This is a genomic window from Pseudomonas sp. UFMG81 (assembly GCF_015354575.1).
Classification (GTDB): domain Bacteria; phylum Pseudomonadota; class Gammaproteobacteria; order Pseudomonadales; family Pseudomonadaceae; genus Aquipseudomonas.
Genome location: NZ_JACAFQ010000061.1, coordinates 1 through 18,971, shown reverse-complemented (window position 1 = coordinate 18,971; position 18,971 = coordinate 1). Strand labels below are relative to the sequence as shown.

Genomic DNA, 18,971 nt, shown 5'->3' with positions numbered 1-18,971 from the left:
GCTTTACGCAACTCGCGGCGAATCTCCGCGTCAGGATCCGGGCGTGGCTGGCGACGCAGAAAATCGTAGAAACCCGAAGCCGAGACAGCCATCACCCGGCACAACACGCGTACCGGGTACAGAGTCCGTTGGGTAGCGACGAAGGCGTATCTCACCTGGACTCTTTGGCAAAGAACACTGCCGCCTTTTTTAAGATTTCACGCTCCATCTTGAGCTCAGCGATTTCGGCTCGTAACCGCGCTAGTTCGCTGTCTTCCTTGGTGATGGTTTTACGCTCGGGAGAGCTCAGCGGCAGGCCTTTACGCGTAGCATCAACCCAGTTGTCGAGCGTTTTGACGGACATCTCAAGCTGACGTGCAGCTTCAGTTCTGCCAACGCTTTCGGCTAGAGCTACGGCTTGCGTTTTGAACTCATCGGTGTAGTTGCGGCGAGTACGTGGGTACATGGCGACCTCCAAGAGAACGATGTAAGTATCGCTTCTTGGCGTCCGTTGTCAGGGGACAGGCCCATGCCTACTTTTTCCAAGAAAAAAGTAGGCCGCCGTAAGGGCGGAAAGGTGACGAAAAGTCCATATCGTGAATGGATATGCACCGAAATCTAAAAACCACCACACTAATCCCCGAACCCGAACCCGAACCCGAACCCGAACCCGAACCCGAACCCGAACCCGAACCCCCCGCGACAAGTTGTCTGCTTGACTCAACTCGATGTAACAAGACTTGTATCTTGACTTGACAGTCAATTTTTGTGATCGTGCGCGCCCTTCGCGCTTCACAAGCACCAGAACAAAGCATGGGCAGCGCCTGACTGCCCAGAGGATCAACCATGTCCAACCGTGATATTTCCCGGCGTTCGTTCCTGCAAGGCGGGCTGATCGCCGGTGTCGGCGTGACCCTGGCGCCGCTCGGCAGCCAGGCCTTCGCCGCCCTGATGGAAAACAAAGTCACCACCTCGCCGCAAAAGTGGATGAACCACGACGGCAAGGCGCGTTTCCGTAACGACGCGCTGTCCAAGGTGTGCGGCAACAAAGTGTTCGCCCGCGACATCCGCGCCAAGGACATGCCCGGTTGGCCACAGCAGCAAGGCCACGCCATGCTGCTCAAGGCCACCAAGGCCGACCGCCTCTACGCAGGCTACGACCTGTCGCTGCTGGGCAGCGACCTGCAACCGGACCGCATCGTCACCGCCGACGACCTGAAAAAAGACGGCATCGCCTGGCCCGAAGCCCACTCGCCAGACCCACTGCTGCCGCCCGGCCAGGTGCCGATGTTCATCGGCCACCCGGTGGCGATCCTGATCTGGAACGACTTCGAGCGCTTCCGCAAGGCCAAGCTCAAGCTGCAGTTCAACGACAAGGCGATCCGCTACGGCGCCCAGGCCCCGCTGTACCAGCGCGACCCCTACGGCAGCTTCCGGTTCGTGCGCGTGGGCGGCAACACGCCGTTCGACGAGGACGAGTACTCCAGCCTCAAGAACACCATGCTGTTCCCCACCATCCTCGCCCGCAAGCCGGTATGGACCGCCGAGCCCAAGCAGCACGGCAACCTTACCGAGCAGGGCATGTTCTACGCCCAGCGCATCGATGAGCAGCTCAAGCAGCCGCCGGAAAACTGGCTGCTGTTCGATGAACGCTACAAGACCCCGTCCATCGAGCCGGCGGCACTGGAGCCGGACAACGGCAACGGCTGGTACGACCCGGCCACCGGCACCCTGCATTTCGTCGTGGCCACCCAGTGCCCGTTCGAAGTGGCGCAGGAATGCGTGCACATGATCAAGCCGTCGCGTTTTGGCCTGAAGCACCTGAACATGCACCCGGGCTACACCGTCGGCTACGGCTCCAAGGACAACAACATCTTCGTGTTCTACGCCGCCGTCGCCGCCCTGTACGGCGCGGGCGTACCGATCCGCCTGGCCAACGACCGCTACGAGCAGTTCCAGAGCGGTATCAAGCGCCACCCGTTCGACATCCACTACCAGCTGGCGGTGGACAAGAACGACCTGAGCTTCAAGATCTTCCGCGCCGACATGAACGTCGACGGCGGCGGGCGCATCAACTACAGCCCGTCGGTGGCGGCCGTGGGTGCCACCGCGGCGCAGTCGATCTACTACATGCCGCAGAACGACCTGTCGGTCACCGCCTATCACTCGCGCGGGGTCGAGGCCGGCTCCATGCGCGGCTACGGCACCCTGCAGAGCATGGCCGCCACCGAGATGATGGTCGATGAAATCGCCGACCGCCTGGGTGTCGACGCCATCGAGCTGCGCCGCAAGAACGCGCTCAAGTCGGGCATGAAGAACACTCAGGGCGCGGTCCCGGCCGGTGCCCTGCGCCTGCATGAGATCCTCGACAAGGCCAGCCAGCACGAATGGTGGAAAAACCGCCATGAGCGCAAGAAAGCCATGGACGCCAAGGACCACGACAACTGGTACGGCGTGGGCTTCGCCATCACCCAGAAAGATTTCGGCACCGGCTCCGAAGCGCCAATGGCCGCAGTCGAGTTCAGCGCCGATGGCCAGATCACCCTGCGCCATATCGGCACCGAGCTGGGCACGGGTATGTCGACCTCGCAGGCCCTGGTGGTCAGCGACTTCCTCGGCCGCGTCGCCGACCACGTGCAGACCGCCCAGACCGAGTGGCCGGAGCTTGCCCTGAGCACCAGCGGCAACCCCTACCTGATCAGCCAGGCCGAGCAGGACGCCGCGCTGCGCAACCCGCGCTGGGTCGGCAAGCTGGCCTCGCCGTCGTCGGCGACCAACTCGGCGTTCTACTTCAGCCACGCCACCCGCGAAGCCGCCCGCGTGCTGTTCAACCACGGCCTGTGGCCGGCGGCCATGGCCTTGTGGAGCCAAGGCCCGTTCGGTGGCCAGGCCAACCCGCTGGTGGTGCGCCGCGAGAACGCGGTATGGGTCAACGGCGAGCTGACCGGCAACGGCCTGGCGCCGATCCCCTTCGCCACCCTGGCGAAGAAGGCTCACGAAATGGGCCTGGTCACCGGTGCCAGCGTGCACGGTTTCAACCGCTGGAGCTGGGCCGAGGCCGACTTCGTCATCGACGGCGTGCGCGAGCGCCTGCCGCTCGATGCCCTGGCGGTGAAGTACGGTGACGGTGCGGTGAACGCCAAGAAGGCGCAGATGAACAGCGCCGGCTTCCACCTGCTCGACCGGCAGAACGCCGAGTACCCGGCCACCCAGCTGAACAACGCCATGGTCACCTACTACAGCCCGGTGGCGACCATCGTCGAGGTGAAGGTGAACAAGGGCAGTGGCGAGGTGAGCGTGCTCAACCACCACAGCTGGGTCGAGTGCGGCCGGGTGTTGGTGCCCGAGCTGGTCAAAGGCCAGCTCGAAGGCGGTATCGCCATGGGCATCGGCCACGCACTGCTGGAAGAAATGCCGCTGTACGAGGGTGGCCCGGGCGAGGGCGACTGGAACTTCAACCGCTATCGCCTGCCGATGGCCAAGCACGTGGCGGTGTGGAAGCAGACCTCCGAGATCCTGCCGCCGCTGTCGCCCACCGACCCGTCCAAGGGCATCGCCGAGGTGGTGATGATCCCGGTGGTCGGCGCCATCGGCAACGCCGTGGCCCATGCCATCGGCAAGCGTGTCCGCGACCTGCCCATCACCCCCGCCCGCGTCAAGGAGGCCCTCAATGGCTGACCGCAAGCTGCAACTGACCCTCAACGGTCAACCTGTCGTCACCGAAGTGGTCCCCGATGACCTGGCGATGCTCGACTACCTGCACGAATACCAGAACCTCACCGGCTCGCGCCTGGGCTGCGGCCAGGGCATCTGCCACGCCTGCGTGGTGATCGTCGACAACCCCGACGGCACCAGCGAAGAAGTGCGCACCTGCATCACCGGCGCGCACTACTTCGAGGGCAAGAAGGTGCGCACCATCGAAGGCCACGCCAAGCGCGACGAGGCCGGTAACCTGACCGAACTGAACCCGATCCAGCAGAAGTTCGTCGACCGTTTCGCCTTCCAGTGCAGCTACTGCGCCCCGGGCTTCGTCAACGCCGCCACGGTGCTGGTGGAGAAGGCCCAGCGCCAGCCACTAAAGAAGAGCGAACTGGAAGACGCCATCGAAGCCAGCCTCGGCCACCATGTGTGCCGCTGCACCGGCTACGTGCGCTACTACGAGGCCACCCGCGATGTGCTGGGCGACCTCGGCCTGGTCAAGGAGGGCTGAGCATGAAGCGTGTACTCAATGGCCTGGCCCTGGCGGTCGGCCTGGCGCTGGCGTGCGGCGCCCAGGCGGCGGACGAGCAACTGGTCAAGCGCGGCGAATACCTCGCCCGCGCCGCCGACTGCATGGCCTGCCACACCGCCGAAGGCGGCGCGCCCTATGCCGGCGGCCTGCCGATCCATTCGCCGTTCGGCACCATCTACGGCACCAACATCACCCCGGACAAGCAGCACGGCATCGGCAACTACAGCAGCGACGAGTTCTTCGCCGCCCTCACCGAGGGCAAGCGCAAGGACGGTGCCAACCTGTACCCGGCCATGCCCTACACCTCGTACCACCTGGTCAAGCGCGAAGACTCCGATGCCATCCACGCCTACCTGATGACCGTCGCGCCGATCAACCGCCCGGCGCCGGAAACCAGCCTGAGCTTCCCGTTCAACGTGCGCGCCGGCCTGATGGGCTGGAACATGCTGTACGGCAAGAGCGTGCAGCTCGAAGAAGGCAAGGGCAACAGCGAGGCCTGGAAACGCGGCCAGTACATGGTCGAGGTGCTTGGGCACTGCGGTGAGTGCCACACCCCGCGCAACCCCATCGGTGCGCTGCAGCAGGACAAGCGCCTGACCGGCGGCCTGCTGCTGGGTTACCTGGCCCCCAGCCTGCTGGCCCAGGACCTGGCCGACCGCGGCTGGAACCAGGCGGACCTGGCGACCTTCCTCAAGCATGGTGTGAGCGCCCAGGGCAGCATGTTCAACGAGATGTACCCGGTGGTGCACCACAGCACCCAGCACCTGGAAGACAGCGACCTGTCGGCCATGGCCACCTACCTGCTCGGTGACCAGCCGCCGGCGGCCAAGGTGGTGCAGGCGGTAGCCCACGAAACCATGGGCGAGAGTGGCAAGCGCGGCCGCCAGCAGTACCTCAACGTCTGTGCCGGCTGCCATGGCGTGGACGGCGAGGGCAAGCCGCACATCGCCGTGGCCATGCAGGGCAATACCGTGTTGCGCCAGGCTGACTCGCGCAACCTGGTCAAGGCCATCGTCGACGGCATCCGCGAGCAGCAGTTCACCGGCTTCGAGCGGATGCAGCCGATGCCGGGCTTCGCCGACAAGCTCGACGACCAGCAGCTGACCGACATGGTCAACTACCTGCGTGAAGCCTGGGGCGGTTTGCCGGGCGACCTGACCACCCAGCAGCTGGCGCAGTTGAAGGCGGACTGACGTGCAGCATCTGGACCTGCAGGTGGTGCGGCAGGCGGGGCAGTGGTCGCGCGACGGTTTGCGCGTGTGGCTGTGCACCGTGCTCTGCACCTACGGCTCGGCGCCCCGTGCGCCGGGCTCGCTGCTGGCGGTGAGCGAGAGCGGGCATTGGCTGGGGTCACTGTCCGGCGGTTGCGTCGAGGAGGATTTCCTCGAACGCGTCGCCGGCGGCGAGTTCGCCGAGGCGGTTGCCGTGGTGCGCTACGGCGACGGCAGCGACAGCCGCTCGAACATCCGCCTGCCCTGTGGCGGCATTCTCGACGTGCTGGTGGAAAGCCTCCCCGGCGACTGCGCCACCCAGGCGCACCTGGCTGAGCTGGAGGCGGCGTTGCTGGGCCGCCGTCGGCTGCTGCGCGAGGTCGACCTGCGCAGCGGCGCACGCCACCTGCACGACGACCACAGCCAAGGGCCACGGGTGGAGCAGGGCGCGCACAGCGTGCGCCTGCGCGTCGGCGCCGCCCAGCGCCTGCTGCTGGCGGGGTATTCCAGCGTCGCGCATTTTTGCGCCGAATTCGGCAAGGGCCTGGGCTTCGAGGTGGTGCTGTGCGATCCGCGCGACGAGGTGATGGACAACGTGGTGCTCGACGGGATAGAAATCCGCCGGGAACTGCCTTCCTTGTTCATCGCCAACGGCGGTTGCCACCGCGACACCGCGGTGGTGGCGCTCACCCACGACCCGAAGATCGACGACCTGGCCATGCTCGAAGCCGTACAGACCGAAGCGTTCTACATCGGCGTGATGGGTTCGCGCGCCACCTCGGAAAAACGCCGTGAACGCCTGCGCCGCATCGGCGGGCTCGGTGATGCTGAGATGGCCCGCATCCATGCGCCCATCGGCCTGAACCTGGGCAGCAAGACCCCGGCGGAGATCGCCCTGGCGGTGCTCGCCGATATCCTGCGCACCCGCAGCGGCATCGCCCGCGAGGCGCTGTGACGGTCGTTGCGCTGGTGCTGGCCGCCGGCCAGGGTTCGCGCTTCGGCGCGGACAAGCGCCGTGCGCTGCTGGGCGATGGCCGTAGTCTGCTGCAGCACAGCGTCGAACACGCCTTGGCGGTGTTCGATGAAGTGCGCGTGGTGGCGCGTGCGGGCGAGGACGCCGATGCGCTGGGGCTGCCTGGCGCTTGCCGCATCGTTCCCAGCCTCGATGCCGGTTTGGGCATGGGGCACAGCTTGGCGGCGGGTGCCGCTTCGTTGAGTGACTGCGATGCACAGGCGGTAGCCATCGTGCTGGGCGACATGCCCTGGATCCTGCCGTACACCTTCCGTCGCTTGATCGAAGCGGCCGGACAGTCGGTCATCGTGGTACCGCGTCATCAGGGGCAGAACGGTCATCCCGTGCTGTTCGGGCGGGATTACTGGGCCGAGCTGACCACACTGGCGGGTGATGAAGGCGCGCGTTCGGTGCTGCAACGGTACCGTGATCGCGTACGGGTGTTGGACGTGGATGACAGCGGGGTCTTGCGCGACGTCGATACACCCGCTGCGCTGAATCAGGGCATTTCCCGATCGGTGTAGGAGCGGCCTTGTGTCGCGAAGGGGCGCGAAGCGGCCCCGGATTGTTGAGTTACCTCTAATATTGCTGGGGCTGCTGCGCAGCCCTTTCGCGGCACAAGGCCGCTCCTACAGAGGTTGCGACTGCCGCACTCGATAAGATAGCCGCTCACCCCAGGCACAGGAGCACAGCAATGACTACCTCACCTGACGACAAACGCCCCACCCCCGACCCGGCCGAAGACAACGCGTTCTTCCCTTCGCCGTATTCCCTCAGCCAGTTCACCTCGCCCAAGTCCGACCTCAGCGGCGCCGACTACCCCGACGCGTACAAGGGCGGGCGCTGGAAAATCCTGCTGATCGGCGCCGACGAGCGCTACCTGCTCACCGACAACGGCACGCTGTTCTCCACCGGCAACCACCCCGTGGAAACCCTGCTGCCCATGTACCACCTGGACAAGGCCGGCTTTGCCTTCGACGTGGCGACCCTGTCGGGCAACCCGGTCAAATTCGAGTACTGGGCCATGCCCGGCGAAGATACCGAAGTGCTGGGCCTGTTCGACCGCTACCGCAAGGCGTTCAAGCAACCGAAGAAGCTCGCCGATGTGATCGAAAAAGCGCTAGGCAAGGACTCCGACTACTTCGGCGTGTTCATCCCCGGTGGCCATGGCGCGCTGATCGGCCTGCCGGACAGCAAAGAGGTCGGGCAGGTGCTGCAATGGGCCGCCGACCACGACAAGTTCGTCATCAGCCTGTGCCACGGCCCGGCGGCATTGCTGGCCGCCGGCCATCTCTACAACGGCTACAAACTGTGCGCCTTCCCCGATGACCTGGACGCCAAGACCCCGGACATCGGCTACATGCCCGGCCACCTGACCTGGAAGTTCGGCGAGCGCCTCAAGGCCTGTGGCGCGCAGATCATCAACGACGGTATCTCCGGCGCCGTGCACCAGGATCGCAAGCTGCTCACCGGCGACAGCCCGCTGGCCGGCAATGCGCTGGGCAAACTGGCCGCTGCCGCTTTGCTCAAGGCGGTCTGAACGCCTCAGCCCTTGTGCGCCACGTTCAGCACCACCTTGCCGATATGCCGGCCAGACTCCATCAACCCATGGGCCTGGCTGGCCGCGGTGAGCGGGAAGGTGGCGTGGATCAGCGGCTTCACTGCGCCGTTGCGCACCTGGGGCCAGGCCTTGGCCTGCAGTTCGGCGAGGATCTGCGCCTTGTCGTCGGCGCTGCGCGCGCGCAGGGTCGAGCCGATATGGGTGAGGCGCTTGGTGAGCATGGGGAACAGGTTCACTTCGGTGGCCGGCCCCTTGACCACGCCGATCTGCACGATGCGCCCATCCATGGCGGCGGCCTGGAAGTTACGGGCGACATAGTCGCCGGCGATGATATCGACGATCACGTCCACGCCCTGGCCCTCGGTGTGGTGCAGGACCTGCTCGACGAAGTCCTCGCGGGTGTAGTCGATCGCCACGTCGGCGCCCAGCGCCTGGCTGGCGGCCTGTTGATCGGCGCCCTTGACCGTGGTGAAGATGCGGCTGGCGCCAAACGCCCGGGCCAGTTGCGTGGCGGTGGTGCCGATACCCGAGGCGCCGCCGTGGATCAGCACGCTTTCGCCGGCCTTGAAACCACCGCGTTGGAACAGGTTGACCCACACAGTCATGAAGGTTTCCGGCAGCGCCGCACCCTCGATCATCGACAGGTTGGCCGGCAGGTGCGCAGTGGTGCGCTCGTCGGCCACCGCGTATTCGGCATAGCCGCCGCCCGGGACCAGAGCGATGACCGCGTCACCGAGCTTGAAGCCCTGCACCTGTTCACCGGTCGCGACAACGATGCCCGCGATCTCCAGGCCTGGAATGCTCGGTGCGCCGGCGGGCGGGTCGTACAGGCCCTTGCGTTGCAGCAGGTCGGGGCCGTTGACACCGGCGGCGTGAACCGCGATCAATACCTCGCGCGGGCCTGGGTGGGGCACTTCGCGGGTGACCGGTTGCAGCACGTCCGGGTCGCCGGCGCGGGTGATGTCGATGGCGGTCATGTGGCTGGGGATGATGTGACGCATGGGCACCTCTGTCGTTCTGAAGTAAGGCCGTGGTGGCCTGTTGCAGGACAGGGTAGGGAACAACGCTGGCGCGGTCGCGCGGCGATTCTGCGCCGCTGCGTTGCAGATTTTCTTCGCCCGGAAAGCCCCATCGCCGGCTCCCACAGCAATAGCGCCGGAGCGTGTGGGAGCAACTGTCTTGCGCAGGATCTTGTAGGAGCGGCCTTGTGTCGCGAACGGGGTGCGCAGCGCCCCCAGGATCTCGGGTACGCCCAAGATCGCCGGGGCCGCTCTGCGGCCCTTTCCGAGCGGTCCGGCGCCCCGGCAAGGCCGCTCCTACAGAAACCGCGCAAAATGTGGGAGCCGGCTTGCCGGCGATGGGGCACAAAGCGCCCCCGAACCTGCGCCCCACACCAACCATCAGGAGCACTCAATGAATTGGGACGACGCCCGCATGCTACTGGCCCTGAGCCGCGAACAGACCCTGCGCCGCGCCGCACGGGTGCTGCGGGTCGACCAGGCGACCGTGGGCCGGCGCGTGGCGGCGCTGGAGGCCGACCTGGGTTCGACCCTGTTCCTGCGCACCCCCGCCGGCTACCAACTGACCGCCATCGGCGAGGTGGCGGTGGAGATGGCGCAGAAGATGGAGCAGGCCGCCCTGGAGCTGGCCCGCCGCACCCGTGGCGCCGACAACGAACAGGCCGGCGAGGTGCGCATCGCCACCACCGATTCGCTGGCCCTCGAATACGTCATCCCGGCGTTGCGCCAACTGCACGATGAACACCCCGAGGTACGCGTGGTGCTCAGCAGCGGCTCAGAGATCGTCAACCTCTCGCAGCGCGAGACCGACATCGCCATCCGCAACCAGCGCCCGGACAGCCCCGACCTGGTGCTGCGCAAGCTGGCCAGCTGGCCGATGGGTTTGTTCGCCTCGGCGGACTACCTGGCGCGCCGAGGTGTGCCGGCAGAGGGCAGCTTCGCCGACCACGACCTGGTGGTGTACGAACCGTACTGGCGCGACCGCGCCGAACCGACGCTGGTCGACGTGCCCCTGGGCGAGGGCCGGGTGGTGGTGGCGGCCAACGCCAGCATGATGCTGCGCCGGGGCATCGCCGAGGGGCTGGGGTTGGGTGAGATCCCCGTGGCGCTAGGCGAGCGCGATGGGTTACGGCGGGTCTGGCCGCAGCGCAGCCGCAGCCAACCCTATGAAGTGTGGATGGTCACCCACCAGGACCTGCGCCACACGGCGCGGGTGCGGGCGGTGATAGAGCAGTTGGTGCGGGCATTTGCCGATTGAGCGCGGTGGCGTGCTGGCAGTGCTGACCCGCGCAAGGTCAGTGATAACCGTCCCCCACCTTCACCTTGCCCCTGAACACGTAATAGCTCCACGCCGTATACATCAGGATGAACGGCAGGATGAACAGCGCGCCGATCAGCGCGAACAGCTGGCTGGCCGGTGGCGAGGCGGCCTGCCACAAGGTCACCGACGGCGGGATGATGTTCGGCCAGATACTGATGCCCAGGCCGCTGTAGCCGAGGAAGATCACCAGCAGGGTGAACAGGAACGGCGCGGCGGTGGCCCGGTGCGCCAGGGTGGTCAGGGTGCCGAAGAAGCACACCAGCAGCAACAGCGGCACCGGCAGGAAGTAGAACAGGTTGGGCAGGCTGAACCAGCGCTGGGCGATGTCCGGGTGGGCCAGCGGCGTCCACACGCTGATCACCGCAAGCGCCCCCAGCAGGCCCCAGATGAAGTACGAGGAGTAGCGGTACATTTCTTCCTGCAAGCGGCCCTCGGTCTTCATGATCAGCCAGGTGCTGCCCAGTTGCGCATAGGCCAGCAGCAGGGCGAAGCCGCAGAACAGCGGGAACGGCCGCAGCCAGTCGAGGGCACCGCCGGCGTACATGTTGTTGGCCACCGGGATGCCGTCGAGGAACGCCCCCAACGCCACACCCTGGGTGAAGGTGGCGACGATCGAGCCGCCGATGAATGCCTTGTCCCACCAGTGGCGGTTGCGCTCGCTGGCCTTGAAGCGGAACTCGAAGGCCACGCCGCGGAAGATCAGCCCCAGCAGCATCAACACCAGCGGCAGGTACAGGGCGCTGAGGATCACCGAGTAGGCCAGCGGGAAGGCGCCGAACAGGCCCGCGCCACCGAGCACCAGCCAGGTCTCGTTGCCATCCCACACGGGGGCGACGGTATTCATCATCACATCGCGTTCGTCCTTGTCCTTGATCGCCAGGAAGAGAATACCGATACCAAGGTCGAAGCCGTCCATGATGACGTACATCATCACGCCAAAGATGATGATCAACGCCCAGATCAAGGTGATATCCACGCCCATGGCCATCGCTCCTCAGGTTGCCGTCGCCTTCGCCAGGCTCAGTGATCGTCCGCCGCGGACAGGGGGCGCGCGGGGGTCTTGGACTGGCCCGCGCCACCTTCGAGCGGGTGCTCGCCTTCATGAGGCTGCGGGCCCTTGTGCACCAGCTTGAGCATGTAGGCGATGCCGGTGCCGAACAGCACGAAATACACCAGCACGAACGCCGTCAGGCTGACGGTCATCTGCGCGGTGCTCAGTGGCGACACGGCATGCTCGGTGCGCAGCAACCCGTACACCACCCAGGGCTGGCGGCCCATCTCGGTGGTCACCCAGCCGGCCAACAGCGCGATCAGCCCCGAAGGGCCCATGCACAGCATGAACTTGAGGAACAACGGCGTGGTGTGCAGCCGGTCGCCACGGCGCAGCCACAGGCTCCAGAGCCCTGCGAGGATCATCAGCAGGCCCATGCTCACCATCAGCCGGAAGGTCCAGAAGATCACCGTGGAGTTGGGCCGGTCCTCGGGGGGGAACGACTTCAATGCCGGGATCTGCCGGTCGAGGCTGTGGGTCAGGATCAGGCTGCCCAGGTAGGGCACTTCGATGGCGAAGTGGGTCTTTTCGGCTTTCATGTCCGGCCAGCCCGCCAGGATCAGCGGCGACGGCTCGCCGGGAATGTTCTCCCAGTGCCCTTCGATGGCGGCGATCTTCGCCGGTTGGTGCTCCAGGGTGTTCAAACCGTGGGCGTCACCGACCACGGCCTGGATCGGCGCCACGATCAGGGCCATCCAGCAGGCCATCGACAGCATGGTGCGCGCCGGCTCGATGTGCTTGCCGCGCAGCAGGTGCCAGGCCCCGGAAGCGCCGACGAAGAACGCCGTGCTGAGAAACGCGGCGATCGCCATGTGCGCCAGGCGGAAGGGGAATGATGGATTGAAGATCACTGCCAGCCAGTCCACCGGCACCGCACGGCCGTCGATGATCTCGTGGCCCTGGGGCGTGTGCATCCAGCTGTTGGAGGAGAGGATCCAGAAGGTCGAGATCAGCGTGCCCAACGCCACCATGCAGGTGGCGAACATGTGCAGGCCACGGCCCACCCGATCCCAACCGAACAACATGACACCGAGGAAACCGGCTTCGAGAAAGAATGCAGTCAGTACTTCGTAAGTCAGTAGTGGCCCGGTAATACCACCGGCGAAATAAGAGAACTGCGACCAGTTGGTGCCGAACTGATAAGCCATCACCAGGCCGGAAACTACCCCCATGCCAAAATTTAGCGCGAAGATCTTTATCCAGAACATGTAAAGGTCGCGATACACAGTGCGGCCGGTCTTCAGATACAACCCTTCCAGCACGGCCAGATAACTGGCGAGACCAATGGTGATTGCCGGAAAGAGAATATGCATCGCCACCGTGAAAGCGAACTGAAAACGAGCCAGATCAAGCGCCGTAGAGCTGAATGTTTCCATGTTTCTCGGCCTCACAGGGCGTGGCGATGTTGCCACGGTGCGAATGAGACGCAACAAGAAGATGAGCAAGTCATCGATTCGTTGCCTTGACATGTCGAAGGAGTGTGGCTTGATTCTAGAACACGATTTTGCCGGTCGACCGAACTTTTCATTTCACGTCGATCGCAAGTCGGATCCAACTTTGCGGGTTGTCTTTATCTGACAAGGTTGTACGCTTTTTCAGGACGCTCGCAACTAAGCAATTTCCTCAGGTCCGCTAGTGCAGCGGTTTATTACGCAACTAACGCTTTATATCGAATACCTATAAAGCGTTTAAGGAGCGACCATGGCGACTCGACGCAAGGTACCCGGTGTACGCAACTACGATGGCCCTGCAGGCGGCTGGGGAGCACTGAAGGCGACGGCGACGGCGGTGCGCGAGCAGATGGACACGCTCAAGGCGCCCATCACCCTGATGCGCACCAACCAGCCGGACGGTTTCGACTGCCCCGGGTGCGCCTGGCCCGACAAGGAACACAAATCGACCTTCCAGTTCTGCGAGAACGGCGCCAAGGCGGTGACCTGGGAAGCGACCAACAAGCGCGTGCCCCCCGAGTTCTTCGCCAATCACCCGGTGGCCACGCTGCTGCACCGCACCGACTACGAACTGGAAGACCTCGGCCGGCTGACCCACCCGATGGTCTACGACCACGCCAGCGACACCTACAAGCCGGTGGAATGGGAGCACGCCTTCGCCCGCATCGGCGAGATTCTCCGTGGCCTGGAACCGAACCAGGTCGAGTTCTACACCTCCGGGCGCGCCTCCAACGAGGCGGCCTACCTGTACCAGCTGTTCGCCCGGGCGCTGGGCACCAACAATTTCCCCGACTGCTCGAACATGTGCCACGAGCCCACCAGCGTCGGCTTGCCGCGTTCCATCGGCATGGGCAAGGGCTCGGTGTCGCTGGACGATTTCGAGCTGTGCGAGCTGGTGATCTCCATCGGCCATAACCCCGGCACCAACCACCCGCGCATGATGGGCACGCTGCACGAGATCTCGCGGCGCAAGGTGCCGATCATGGTCCTGAACCCACTGCGCGAGCGGGCCCTGGAGCGCTTCGCCGACCCGCAGGACATGATCGAGATGGCCACCTACGGTTCGACCCGCATCGCCTCGACCTACCTGCAGGTCAAGGCCGGTGGCGACGCAGCCGCGATCAAGGGGGTGATGAAGTCGCTGCTGGAGATGGAGGACTCGGTCGGCCAGGTGCTCGACTTCGAATTCATCGCCCAGCACACCAACGGTTTCGAGGCGCTCAAGGCCGATCTGCTGGCCACCCAATGGCCCGATATCGAGCACGCCAGCGGCCTGACCAAGGCCGAGATGGAGAAGGTCGCCGCGGCCTACGCCAAGTCCAATGCGACCATCGTCACCTACGGCATGGGCATCACCCAGCACAACGAAGGCACCGCCAACGTGCGGTTGATCTGCGACCTGTTGATGCTGCGCGGCAACATCGGCAAGCCCGGTGCCGGCATCTGCCCATTGCGCGGTCACTCCAACGTGCAGGGCAACCGCACGGTGGGCATCACCGAGAAACCGCCAGCCGACTTCCTGAACAAGATCGAACAAGTGCTGGGCTTCAAACCGCCGACCGAGCATGGGCACGACTCGGTGCAGGCCATGCAGGCGATGATCGCCGGCACGTCGAAGGCGCTGATCTGCCTGGGCGGCAACTTTGCCGTGGCCTTGCCCGACCCGGGCCAGTGCTTCCCGGCGATGGCCAAGCTCGACCTGAGCGTGCACATCGGCACCAAACTCAACCGCACCCACCTGCTGGTGGGCAAGCAGACCTACCTGTTCCCCTGCCTGGGGCGCACCGAGCTGGATGTGCAGAACGGCGAACGGCAATCGATCACCGTCGAGGATTCGATGTCGATGGTGCACGCCTCGGCCGGCAAATTGCTGCCGGCGTCGGAATTCCTGCGCTCAGAGCCGGCGATCGTCGCCGGCATGGCCAACGCCACCTTGCCGGACAGTCCGGTGCCCTGGCTGGAGCTGGCCGCCGACTACGACAAGATCCGCGACCTGATCGAGAAGACCCTGCCGGGCTTCGACGACTACAACGCGCGCATCCGTGTGCCGGGCGGCTTCCGCATGCCACTGCCGGCCACCGAACGTATCTGGATGACCCCGTCGGGCAAGGCCGAGTTCTTCGTCTTCCCCGGCCTGCACGAGGACAAGGAAGTCGATGGCGACGATGTACTGAGGCTGATCACCCTGCGCAGCCATGACCAGTACAACACCACCATCTACGCCTTGGACGACCGCTACCGCGGCGTGTTCGGCCGCCGCGACGTGCTGTTCATGAACCCGGCGGACCTGCAGGCGCGTGGCTTGGCTCATGGCGATCTGGTGGACATCGAGACCGTCACCCACGGGCGCAAGATGCGCTACGAGCGGATCACCGCCATCGAGTACAAGATCTCCCCCGGCTCGGTCGGCGCCTACTACCCCGAGGCCAACCAGCTGGTGCCGCTGGACTACATCGACGTCGACAGCGGCACGCCGTCGTACAAGTCGGTGCCGGTGCGGGTGATGCGCTCGGAGCTCAACTGAAAGCCGCATGGCAGAGGGCGCGGGAAGCGCATTTTGCCGCTTCGCTTGCGGCGGTCACTTTGCGACCATGTCAAGCCAGGGCTAGCCGCCGGTGACCGGCGGAAAGAAGGCGATGTCGTCACCGTCGCACAGCGGCTCGTCCAGGGTGCACAGTTCCTGGTTGCGCGCGCACATGAGATTGGCCTGGCCGAGGGTCTGCGCCCATGGGCCGCCCCGGCCGGCCAACCGCTGGCGCAGATCGCCCAAGTTGGCCAGCGCGGGCTCCCAGGCCACGGCCTCGCCGTCGCTGCCGAGCAGTTCGCGGTAACGGGCGAAGTAGTTGACCCGGATCATGGCGCCACCTCGGCCTGGTACAGCCCCGAGCGCCCGCCGGACTTGCGCAGCAGGCGCAGCCAGTCGATCTGCAGGCTGCGGTCGGCGGCCTTGCACATGTCGTACAGGGTCAGGGCGGCGACGCTGGCGGCGGTCAGCGCTTCCATCTCCACACCCGTGGCGCCGTTGAGCGCGACGCTGGCGATGATGCGCACCGAATCCGGCGCCACCGCCTTGAGCTCGACGCTGACCGCGGTCAGCAGCAGCGGGTGGCACAGCGGGATAAGGTCGTGGGTGCGCTTGGCGGCCATGATCCCGGCGATCCGCGCCACCGCGAACACATCGCCCTTGGGGTGGCCGCCGGCGCTGATCAGCGCCAGGGTTTCCGGCTTCATCCGCACCCAGGCTTCGGCCGTGGCCTCGCGACGGGTGTCGGGCTTGTCGCTGACATCGACCATGTGCGCGTGGCCGCGGCTGTCCAGGTGGGTCAGGGGGCTGGGTGAGGCGGCGGGATCGTTCATGAGACCTCCAGGGGCAGGGAAGAGGGCTGCGCTTGCGGGCTCAGCAGCAGGCGCGCCTGGGCGAAGCACTGCTCGGCCAGGGCCGAGCGCGGTTCGCTGCGACGCAGCAGCAGGCCGACCGGGGCATGGATGCTGGCGTCGGCGATCGGCAGGATGTGAATGTGTTCGCTCAGGCCTTCGAGGCCGTGGTCCAGCGGCATGATCGCGGCACACAGGCCGGCGCAGACGCCCTGGACCAGCTGATAGGTGGAATCGCTCTCGAGGATCGACTGCGGGTGCAGGCCACGGCTGCGGAAGCTCAGGTCGATGGCCTGGCGGTAGTGCATGCCCTGGGACAGCAGGCCCAGGGGCAGCTCGGCGAGGGCCTCCCAGGCCAGGGTCGGGCTGGCGAAGGCGAAATGGCGGGTGTCGTACAGCAGGCCCATGCGCGTGGCGCCCAGTTCGATCACGTCGAAATAGCTGCGGTTGATCTGGTCCAGGTAGCAGATGCCCAGGTCCAGCTGGTTGCGGCTCAGGCCGTCGGTGACCTGCTCGGAGCTCAGCGATGACAGCTGCACCTGCAGTTGCGGGTAGCTGTGGATCAGCGGCTTGAGCAGGTCCATCAGGTTGAAGCTCGACAGCGGCACCATGCCGATGCGCAGGCTGCCGATGATGCGCCCACGGCAACTGGCGGCCTCGGCCTGCAGGCCGTCGTAGGCGGCGAGCAGGGTGCGGGTCCAGGCGAGGATGCGCTCGCCGGCTTCGGTGAGGCCTTCGAAGCGCTGGCCGCGGGTCACCAGCATCAGGCCCAGCTCGTCTTCGAGGTTGCGCAGGCGCATCGACAGGGTCGGCTGGGTGATATGGCACAAGGCAGCGGCCTGACCGAAGTGGCGGGTCTGGTCCAGGGCAATCAGGAACTTGAGCTGTTTGATATCCATGGGGCGCCTTGCCGATAGGATGGGAAGTTGCGAAATCAGCGACGCGTGGCTCGGTGATAGGAATCCGTGGCCAGGCTTCAAGGCGACGAAAAGTAAGGTGAAGTTTAAAAATCGTCCAATGGGAAATAACGAAGAACTGATAGAAAGTGCTGATGACCAAAGATGATAGAGGCGGCTTATCGGCCGTTGTTTATTATCGATTGGACGGGGTGGGGGGCACGTCTTAGTTTCTCGATTGTATTGTCGAATAAACCGAGTGCGAAAAAGATGAGTGCCAAACCCGACGCCGTATTTGTCCCGCTGACTATCGCCGTGCTGACCGTGAGCGATACCCGCACTTTCGAAACCGACACCTCCGGCGAGCTGCTGGCCAGCCGCGCGGTGGACATGGGCCACCGCCTGGTGGCCAGGGCGCTGCTCAAGGACGACCTGTACCAGATCCGCGCCCAGGTGGCCGGCTGGATCGCTGACGATGGGGTGCAGGTGGTGCTGATCACCGGCGGCACCGGCTTTACCGGGCGCGACAGCACGCCGGAGGCGGTCAGCTGCTTGCTGGACAAACATATCGACGGTTTCGGCGAGTTGTTCCGGGCCTTGTCGATCCTCGATATCGGCACCTCCACGGTGCAGACCCGCGCCCTGGCGGGGCTGGCCAACGGCACCCTGGTGTGCTGCCTGCCGGGCTCCACCGGCGCCTGCCGCACGGCCTGGGAAGGCATCCTGGTGGAGCAGTTGGACGCCCGCCACCGCCCTTGCAACTTCGTGCCGCACCTGAAGGCGGCCAACCTGTGCGGGACGCGTTCGTGAGCGGCTTGATGGCTGTCGATGAGGCATTGCGCCAGTTGCTGGCGATGGCCAGGGCGACGCCGTTCACTGCTTGCGAACAGGTGAGCCTGAGCCTGGCCGATGGGCGGGTGCTGGCCGAGCACCTGCGCGCGGCCATCGACCTGCCGCCCTGGGCCAACAGTGCCATGGACGGTTACGCGCTGCGTCTGGACGACCTGGCGGCGCAGCCGCTGCCGGTGTCGCAGACGGTGTACGCCGGGCAGGCGCCCGAGCCGCTGCAGGCCGGTACCTGTGCGCGGGTGTTCACTGGGGCGCCGGTGCCCGCCGGGGCCGATTGCGTGCAGTTGCAGGAGAACTGCGAAGTCGATGCGCAGGGGCGGCTGCGTTCGCTCACGGCGTTGCGCCGTGGCGACAATGTTCGCCCGCAAGGCAACGAGATCCGTGTCGGGGCGCCGCTGCTGGCGGCGGGGACGGTGTTGAATCCGATTGCCCTTGGTGTGCTGGCCTCGCAGGGCTTTGTCCAGGTGCCGGTGTTGCGTCGGCCACGGGTCGCGCTGCTTTCCAGTGGTGACGAGCTGGCGGGTGCGGGCGCGGCGCTGGGGCCTGGGCAGATTTACGACAGCAACCGGGTGGTGCTGGCTGCGTTGCTCGAGCGGTTGGGCTGCGAGGTGATCGACCTGGGCTGTGTGCCGGACGATCGCGCGGCTCTGCGCTCGGCGCTGGCCGAAGCCGAGGGCGCCGAGCTGATCATCAGCAGTGCGGGGGTGTCAGTCGGGGATGCCGATTGCATCGGCGCGCTGTTGCGCGAGGCCGGAGAGGTGAAGCTGTGGAAGCTGGCGATCAAGCCGGGCAAGCCGTTCACCTTCGGCCATGTGGGCGGGGTGCCGTTGCTGGGGCTGCCGGGCAATCCGGGGTCGGCGTTGGTCACGTTCCTGCTGCTGGCGCGGCCTTACCTGCTGGCGCGGATGGGCGTGGAGCGGGTCGAGCCGTTGCGGGTGCCGGTGGTGGCGGGGTTTGCCTGGGCCAAGGCCGGCAAGCGCCAGGAGTACCTGCGGGTCCAGGAGTACCTGCGGGT

At 65.6% G+C, this 18,971-nt stretch carries 17 protein-coding genes; 10 read left to right on the top strand and 7 right to left on the bottom strand.

Features of this window, described 5'->3' with window-relative positions:
• Positions 1-151 precede the first annotated feature (151 nt).
• A complete protein-coding gene (locus IX761_RS26295) occupies positions 152-445 on the bottom strand; it encodes a transposase (protein WP_194787827.1) in 294 nt (97 codons plus the stop codon).
• A gap of 380 nt (positions 446-825) precedes the next feature.
• On the opposite strand from IX761_RS26295, the gene IX761_RS26290 reads away from it, so the two are divergent.
• The 6 genes from IX761_RS26290 (at position 826) to hchA (ending at position 7,973) form a co-directional block, all read left to right on the top strand.
• Positions 826-3,657, top strand: a complete 2,832-nt coding sequence (locus tag IX761_RS26290; protein ID WP_194792400.1) for a xanthine dehydrogenase family protein molybdopterin-binding subunit — start codon at positions 826-828, stop codon at positions 3,655-3,657.
• Positions 3,650-4,189, top strand: coding sequence for a (2Fe-2S)-binding protein (locus tag IX761_RS26285; RefSeq protein ID WP_194792399.1), 540 nt, complete (start codon positions 3,650-3,652; stop codon positions 4,187-4,189). The genes IX761_RS26290 and IX761_RS26285 overlap by 8 nt, the downstream gene beginning before the upstream one ends.
• A 2-nt stretch (positions 4,190-4,191) precedes the next feature.
• Positions 4,192-5,403 carry a cytochrome c gene (locus tag IX761_RS26280; protein ID WP_194792398.1) on the top strand — a complete coding sequence of 404 codons (1,212 nt, stop codon included), beginning with the start codon at positions 4,192-4,194 and terminating at the stop codon, positions 5,401-5,403.
• A 1-nt stretch (position 5,404) separates the two neighbouring features.
• Positions 5,405-6,376, top strand: coding sequence for an XdhC family protein (locus tag IX761_RS26275; protein WP_194792397.1), 972 nt, complete (start codon positions 5,405-5,407; stop codon positions 6,374-6,376).
• Positions 6,373-6,957 (top strand): nucleotidyltransferase family protein, encoded by a 585-nt coding sequence (locus IX761_RS26270; protein ID WP_194792396.1) that lies wholly within the window; start codon positions 6,373-6,375, stop codon positions 6,955-6,957. The genes IX761_RS26275 and IX761_RS26270 overlap by 4 nt, the downstream gene beginning before the upstream one ends.
• A 170-nt stretch (positions 6,958-7,127) precedes the next feature.
• Positions 7,128-7,973, top strand: a complete 846-nt coding sequence (gene hchA / locus IX761_RS26265; RefSeq protein ID WP_194792395.1) for a glyoxalase III HchA — start codon at positions 7,128-7,130, stop codon at positions 7,971-7,973.
• 5 nt (positions 7,974-7,978) lie between these two features.
• On the opposite strand, the gene IX761_RS26260 is transcribed toward hchA, so the two are convergent.
• Positions 7,979-8,971: an NAD(P)H-quinone oxidoreductase gene (locus IX761_RS26260; protein ID WP_194792401.1), complete on the bottom strand. Its 993-nt coding sequence runs from the start codon at positions 8,969-8,971 to the stop codon at positions 7,979-7,981.
• A gap of 436 nt (positions 8,972-9,407) precedes the next feature.
• Here IX761_RS26260 and IX761_RS26255 point away from each other — a divergent pair, with 436 nt between their 5' ends.
• The gene (locus IX761_RS26255) at positions 9,408-10,271 is read left to right on the top strand and encodes a LysR family transcriptional regulator (RefSeq protein ID WP_194792394.1); all 864 of its coding nucleotides are present in this window, start codon (positions 9,408-9,410) and stop codon (positions 10,269-10,271) included.
• A gap of 37 nt (positions 10,272-10,308) precedes the next feature.
• Here the strand turns inward: IX761_RS26255 and cydB are convergent, their stop codons facing one another.
• Together cydB and IX761_RS26245 are read right to left on the bottom strand one after the other, a co-directional pair.
• The gene (gene cydB / locus IX761_RS26250) at positions 10,309-11,316 is read right to left on the bottom strand and encodes a cytochrome d ubiquinol oxidase subunit II (RefSeq protein ID WP_194792393.1); all 1,008 of its coding nucleotides are present in this window, start codon (positions 11,314-11,316) and stop codon (positions 10,309-10,311) included.
• A gap of 38 nt (positions 11,317-11,354) precedes the next feature.
• Positions 11,355-12,761: a cytochrome ubiquinol oxidase subunit I gene (locus tag IX761_RS26245; protein WP_194792392.1), complete on the bottom strand. Its 1,407-nt coding sequence runs from the start codon at positions 12,759-12,761 to the stop codon at positions 11,355-11,357.
• 325 nt (positions 12,762-13,086) lie between these two features.
• On the opposite strand from IX761_RS26245, the gene IX761_RS26240 reads away from it, so the two are divergent.
• A complete protein-coding gene (locus IX761_RS26240; protein WP_194792391.1) occupies positions 13,087-15,360 on the top strand; it encodes an FdhF/YdeP family oxidoreductase in 2,274 nt (757 codons plus the stop codon).
• A gap of 81 nt (positions 15,361-15,441) precedes the next feature.
• On the opposite strand, the gene IX761_RS26235 is transcribed toward IX761_RS26240, so the two are convergent.
• From IX761_RS26235 to IX761_RS26225, 3 genes are read right to left on the bottom strand one after another with little or no spacing between them, the layout of a single operon-like run.
• Positions 15,442-15,693: a MoaD/ThiS family protein gene (locus IX761_RS26235; protein ID WP_194792390.1), complete on the bottom strand. Its 252-nt coding sequence runs from the start codon at positions 15,691-15,693 to the stop codon at positions 15,442-15,444.
• Positions 15,690-16,193: a cyclic pyranopterin monophosphate synthase MoaC gene (moaC, locus tag IX761_RS26230; protein ID WP_194792389.1), complete on the bottom strand. Its 504-nt coding sequence runs from the start codon at positions 16,191-16,193 to the stop codon at positions 15,690-15,692. The genes IX761_RS26235 and moaC overlap by 4 nt, the downstream gene beginning before the upstream one ends.
• Complete coding sequence (locus IX761_RS26225) at positions 16,190-17,110, bottom strand: LysR family transcriptional regulator (protein ID WP_194792388.1); 921 nt, start codon at positions 17,108-17,110, stop codon at positions 16,190-16,192. The genes moaC and IX761_RS26225 overlap by 4 nt, the downstream gene beginning before the upstream one ends.
• A gap of 267 nt (positions 17,111-17,377) precedes the next feature.
• Here IX761_RS26225 and moaB point away from each other — a divergent pair, with 267 nt between their 5' ends.
• Both moaB and glp read left to right on the top strand, forming a co-directional pair.
• Positions 17,378-17,917, top strand: coding sequence for a molybdenum cofactor biosynthesis protein B (gene moaB / locus IX761_RS26220; protein ID WP_194792387.1), 540 nt, complete (start codon positions 17,378-17,380; stop codon positions 17,915-17,917).
• An 8-nt stretch (positions 17,918-17,925) separates the two neighbouring features.
• Positions 17,926-18,971, top strand: a 1,046-nt coding sequence (gene glp, locus IX761_RS26215; protein ID WP_194792386.1) for a gephyrin-like molybdotransferase Glp, incomplete at its 3' end; no start/stop codon positions are given.

Coding starts and splice junctions, on each gene's coding strand:
- IX761_RS26225 (WP_194792388.1), bottom strand. CDS start 17,110: ATGGATATCAAACAGCTCAAGTTCCTGATTGCCCTGGACCAGACCCGC.
- IX761_RS26280 (WP_194792398.1), top strand. CDS start 4,192: ATGAAGCGTGTACTCAATGGCCTGGCCCTGGCGGTCGGCCTGGCGCTG.
- hchA (WP_194792395.1), top strand. CDS start 7,128: ATGACTACCTCACCTGACGACAAACGCCCCACCCCCGACCCGGCCGAA.
- IX761_RS26235 (WP_194792390.1), bottom strand. CDS start 15,693: ATGATCCGGGTCAACTACTTCGCCCGTTACCGCGAACTGCTCGGCAGC.
- IX761_RS26260 (WP_194792401.1), bottom strand. CDS start 8,971: ATGACCGCCATCGACATCACCCGCGCCGGCGACCCGGACGTGCTGCAA.
- IX761_RS26285 (WP_194792399.1), top strand. CDS start 3,650: ATGGCTGACCGCAAGCTGCAACTGACCCTCAACGGTCAACCTGTCGTC.
- IX761_RS26245 (WP_194792392.1), bottom strand. CDS start 12,761: ATGGAAACATTCAGCTCTACGGCGCTTGATCTGGCTCGTTTTCAGTTC.
- IX761_RS26295 (WP_194787827.1), bottom strand. CDS start 445: ATGTACCCACGTACTCGCCGCAACTACACCGATGAGTTCAAAACGCAA.
- moaC (WP_194792389.1), bottom strand. CDS start 16,193: ATGAACGATCCCGCCGCCTCACCCAGCCCCCTGACCCACCTGGACAGC.
- moaB (WP_194792387.1), top strand. CDS start 17,378: ATGAGTGCCAAACCCGACGCCGTATTTGTCCCGCTGACTATCGCCGTG.
- cydB (WP_194792393.1), bottom strand. CDS start 11,316: ATGGGCGTGGATATCACCTTGATCTGGGCGTTGATCATCATCTTTGGC.
- IX761_RS26255 (WP_194792394.1), top strand. CDS start 9,408: ATGAATTGGGACGACGCCCGCATGCTACTGGCCCTGAGCCGCGAACAG.
- IX761_RS26290 (WP_194792400.1), top strand. CDS start 826: ATGTCCAACCGTGATATTTCCCGGCGTTCGTTCCTGCAAGGCGGGCTG.
- IX761_RS26240 (WP_194792391.1), top strand. CDS start 13,087: ATGGCGACTCGACGCAAGGTACCCGGTGTACGCAACTACGATGGCCCT.